Raw genomic sequence first — 4,324 nt, forward strand, 5'->3', positions numbered from 1 at the left:
CTACCGCGGCGAGATCGGCACGCGCGCGGGCCAGGCGCAGCTCGGCCTCGGCCGCCTCCGCCTCGGCCCTCAGCCGTGCCACCTCGGCATCGGCTGCGGAGGGAACGGGGGCTGCGTCGCCGGGCTCGCTCATGCGCGTCAGCCTACGGCGAGGCCGCCGCCTCGGCATCCGTTCTCCGGGCGCGTCGAATCGTCAGCCGATCCTCATCGCGGGCGCGCAGGCGCGAGAAAGTCGCCGCGAACACGAGGGCGGCTCCGGCTCCCACCAGGGCCCCACCGATCGTGTCCGACAACCAGTGCGCGTGCAGGTAGGTCCGGCTGAACGCCATCAGCACGACCCAGGCGACCCCGACGATCCGCACCCACACGTGGGGGAACAGCACTGCCGCGACCACCGCGATGGTCGCCGCGTTCGCCGTGTGACCCGAGGGGAAGGAGCCGTAGTCGCTCAGGATGAGGATGTCCTCCGGGCGCGCCCTGCCGAAGGTCTGCTTGATCACCTGGACGAGCAGGGCACTGCCCACCGACGCGGCGAGGAAGTACACCGCCGACCATCGTCGTCGCGACAGGAAAAGTGCCGCGGCCCCCAGCAACGGCACGATCAGCACCGCGGTGAGGTGGCCTCCCACGGTGTCCATCACGAGGGCGAACACGTACACCGGCTGCGAGGGCGCCGCGGCGAACAACTGGTTCCACCACACGTCGATGGCGAACGGGCTGGGTCCGCGGAAGAACACCCACGCCCCGAGTCCGCACGCGAGAGCGATGAGTACGACACCCACCACGGCCCGGAAACGCTGCGGACGCGTGTCGAGCACCACCTCGATCGCGCTGTCGCCTATCGACCTGTCATCCATCGCCTCATGATGCCGTCTCGGGCGGCGCCGCGGAATGGTCGCTCGCGCGGACGGGCTCCCGCTCGTGCTCTGCTACTGTTCGCCGCGGCACGGGGCGCCTTCGACGGATGCCGGGAACGGCACGTGCCGAAGGCGCCTCCCGACAACCCGACCCGCGCGGTGCCGGGCACCTCATGGACTGACGATCACCCGACCCGCGCGGTGCCGGGCACCGCGCGTACGGCACCGCACCGGCCGGATGCCGGCACGCGCTCCGTGCGGCCCTGCACGCCTCAGGGCGCGAGACGCTCCACCGTGCGCGGACGCACGAGCGTCCACAACGCGATCACGCCGATCACGGCGCAGCCGACCATGACCGAGGCCATTGTCGTGGCGGTGATGCCGGACCCGGTCGCGAGCAGTCCGACGAGCGGTGAGATGACACCCGCGACGCCGAAGTTGGCGGCACCGATGATCGACTGCGCCGTACCCGCTGCCTTGCCGTGCCGGTCGAGCGCGAGCACCTGCGCGCAGGGGAAGGTGAACCCGCACGCGGTCATGAAGAAGAACAAGGGGATGATCGTGCCCCAGAGGCCCAGTCCGAGCTGGTCGGTCAGCACGATCGTGCCGCCCGCGAGCACCAGCACCGCGGTCGACACCGCGAGCACCCACTGCGGCCCGAAGCGGGCGGCGAGGCGCGACGCCACCTGCACACCCACGACCACGCCCACCGAGTTGGCGGCGAACAGCACGCCGTATTGCTGCGGGTTGAAGCCGTACGTCACCTGGAAGAGGAACGAGGATGCCGAGAGGTACGAGAACAAACCGCTGAAGGCCATCGCGCCGATGACGAGCACCCCGATGAACACGCGATCGCGGAAGACGCTGCCGTAGCGCTGCCAGACGGTCGTGGCGCCCGGGCCGCCGCGGCGAGCCGGCGGCAGGGTCTCGGGGATGAAGATGATGGCCGACACGAGCATCACGGCGCCGTATACCGCGAGCACCACGAAGATCCCGCGCCAGTTCATCACGAGCAGCAGCGCCGAACCCGCCAGGGGCGCGAGCACGGGAGCGACGCCCGAGACCATCGCCATGCGCGAGAGCATGACGACCAGGCGGCGGCCACCGAACAAGTCGCGGATGATGGCCGCGGCCACGACGCCACCGGCGGCGGCACCGGCGCCCATCAGCACGCGAGCGACCGAGAGGGTGCCCAGCGTCGGCGCGAGCGCGGCGAAGATGCTGGCGGCCACGTGCAGCGCGGTGACCGACAGCAGGGGCAGTCGCCGCCCGACCTTGTCGCTGAGCGGTCCGACGATGAGCTGCCCGAGGGCGAAGCCGATCATCGTGCCGGTCAGGGTGAGCTGAATGGCCGCGGCCGTCGTCTGGAAGTCGGCCTCGAGCACCGGGAACGCCGGCAGGTACAGGTCGATCGTGAACGGGCCGAGGGCGGTGAGCGCGCCCAGCAGCACGATGTACAGCACGCGCCGCGACGACGGGATGGCATCGCCCGGGTGCAGCACGATCGGCGCGGTGGCCGGGTTCTTACCGAGCGTCCGGATGGCCCCGGTGGTGGTGGGGGCGGGGCGCGAGGGCGCCGTGGAGGGAGTGATGACGGGGTGGGAGGAGGTATCGAGCACGCGTCTGGTTTCGTTTCGTCACGCCGGACAGCCCGACGCGGTCGGGCTGAGAAAGTGGGGGGATCGTCGAACCTCGAATCGATTCGACCTCGTCATACTATCGCGACTCCCCCGCCCGCCACCATCCCGGCTCGGGGGTTCCTCCCAGGCCATCGGCCCATTCGCCCGAATAGGCTGGACATGTCGGCGGACGCCGATGTGTCCCGCCCCGAAGAGAGACAGAACACAGCGCATGACCTCCCCCTCCGATAAGCGAGCGAGCGGCAACCCCGCCAAGCAGGCTCAGATCGACCTCACCGTCAAGCAGCAGCGCGAGCAGAAGCGCCAGGAGAAGCTGGCCGAGTACCAGAAGCAGGTGGCGCGTCGTAAGCGCGGCAAGCTCGTGTGGTGGGTCGTCGGCTCCGTGGCATCCGTCGCCGTGATCGGTCTGGTCGTGGCGTCCTTCGTCTTCGCCCCCGCTCCCGCTCCCAGCTACGAGGCGGGCAATTCCACGGGGCAGGAGATCGGCGGCGTGGAGACCTTCGAGAACCGCTCCGACCACGTGCAGGGCACGGTGACGTACGAGCAGAACCCGCCCGCCGGTGGCCCCCACAACCCGTACTGGCTCAACTGCGGCGTCTACACCGAGCCCCAGGCGAACGAGAACGCGGTGCACTCGATGGAGCACGGCGCCATCTGGGTCACCTACGACCCGGCACGCGTCGACGAGACCGGCATCGACGCGCTGAAAGCCGTCATGCCCTCCAGCTACGTGATCCTCTCGCCCTACCCCGAGATGGACACCGCTGTCGCAGTGAGCGGCTGGAACAACCAGCTCAAGGTCGACGACCCGGCCGACCCGCGCATCAAGGACTTCTTCACCGAGTTCTGGCGCAGCCAGAACGTCCCCGAGCCCAACGCCTCCTGCTCCGGCGCGATCGACGGTCCGGGCAAGGCCTGACGTGAGCGACGACGCTCCAGCGGCGCGTCCCGCGGTCCGTTGGATCGTCGTCGCGGTCGTCGCCGTCGCGGTCGTGGCCGTGGCCTTCGCGATCGGACGCTTCACGGCGTTCGGTGCGACCGCCGCGCCCGCGCACCCGTCGAACACTTCGGCCGACGCGGGCTTCGCCCGCGACATGCAGGTGCATCACACTCAAGCCGTGCTCATGGCAATGGAGATCTACCGCAAGACCGACGACGACGAACTGCGTACCCTCTCGTACGACATCGCGACCGGTCAGTCCGGTCAGCGCGGCGAGATGTACGGGTGGCTCGTGGAATGGGGCCTCCCGCAAGCGTCGAGCCAACCCCTCATGACGTGGATGGAAGCGTCGGGCGAGCACAGCCACGGCGACACCGCGACACTCACGCAGGAGCAACTGCTCACCGAGATGGGAATGGCCTCGGATGCCGAGCTCGATGAACTCCGCACTCTGCAGGGCCAGCCCGCCGACTGCCTGTTCCTGGGCCTGATGATCCGTCACCACCAGGGCGCGATCCCCATGGCCCAGGCCATCGTCGAGCTCGGCGACGACTCGCGGGTGAAAGAGGTCGCCGGCACGATCGTCAGCGGCCAGTCCGCCGAGATCGACGCGATGCGCGACATCCAATCGCGCCTCGGCTGCAGCACCTGACCCGCCCGCACGCCTCGCCCGCGCGGCATCCGCCCCACCCCACGCATAAACGCGATCCGCGCCCGTAAACGCGCGCTCCCCGCGTTTCTGACCGCGAATCGCGTTTATGCGCGCGGGTCGCGTGTGTGCTGCGGAGCGCGTTCATGCGCGCGCCGCGCGTGCCGCACCGCCACCTCCCGGCGTCCACCGCCGACGCGCGCCCGCCCCGTGCGCCTTTCCCGCCCTGACCCTGCAC

4 protein-coding genes are annotated in these 4,324 nt (G+C 70.0%); 2 read left to right on the forward strand and 2 right to left on the reverse strand.

Features of this window, described 5'->3' with window-relative positions; translation table 11 throughout:
- Positions 1 to 143: 143 nt before the first annotated feature.
- Together RWP81_RS14675 and RWP81_RS14680 are read right to left on the reverse strand one after the other, a co-directional pair.
- Complete coding sequence (locus tag RWP81_RS14675) at positions 144 to 857, reverse strand: phosphatase PAP2 family protein (protein ID WP_314457318.1); 714 nt, start codon at positions 855 to 857, stop codon at positions 144 to 146.
- 272 nt (positions 858 to 1,129) lie between these two features.
- Entirely contained in the window at positions 1,130 to 2,476 is a 1,347-nt protein-coding gene (locus RWP81_RS14680; RefSeq protein WP_314457320.1) for a multidrug effflux MFS transporter, read from the reverse strand.
- Between the two features lie 232 nt (positions 2,477 to 2,708).
- On the opposite strand from RWP81_RS14680, the gene RWP81_RS14685 reads away from it, so the two are divergent.
- On the forward strand, positions 2,709 to 3,416 hold the full coding sequence (locus tag RWP81_RS14685) for a DUF3105 domain-containing protein (protein WP_314457322.1): 708 nt from the start codon (positions 2,709 to 2,711) through the stop codon (positions 3,414 to 3,416).
- A 1-nt stretch (position 3,417) separates the two neighbouring features.
- Positions 3,418 to 4,089, forward strand: coding sequence for a DUF305 domain-containing protein (locus RWP81_RS14690; RefSeq protein ID WP_314457324.1), 672 nt, complete (start codon positions 3,418 to 3,420; stop codon positions 4,087 to 4,089).
- The last annotated feature ends 235 nt before the right edge of the window (positions 4,090 to 4,324 follow it).

Source organism: uncultured Microbacterium sp. (assembly GCF_963521695.1).
Classification (GTDB): Bacteria; Actinomycetota; Actinomycetes; order Actinomycetales; family Microbacteriaceae; genus Microbacterium.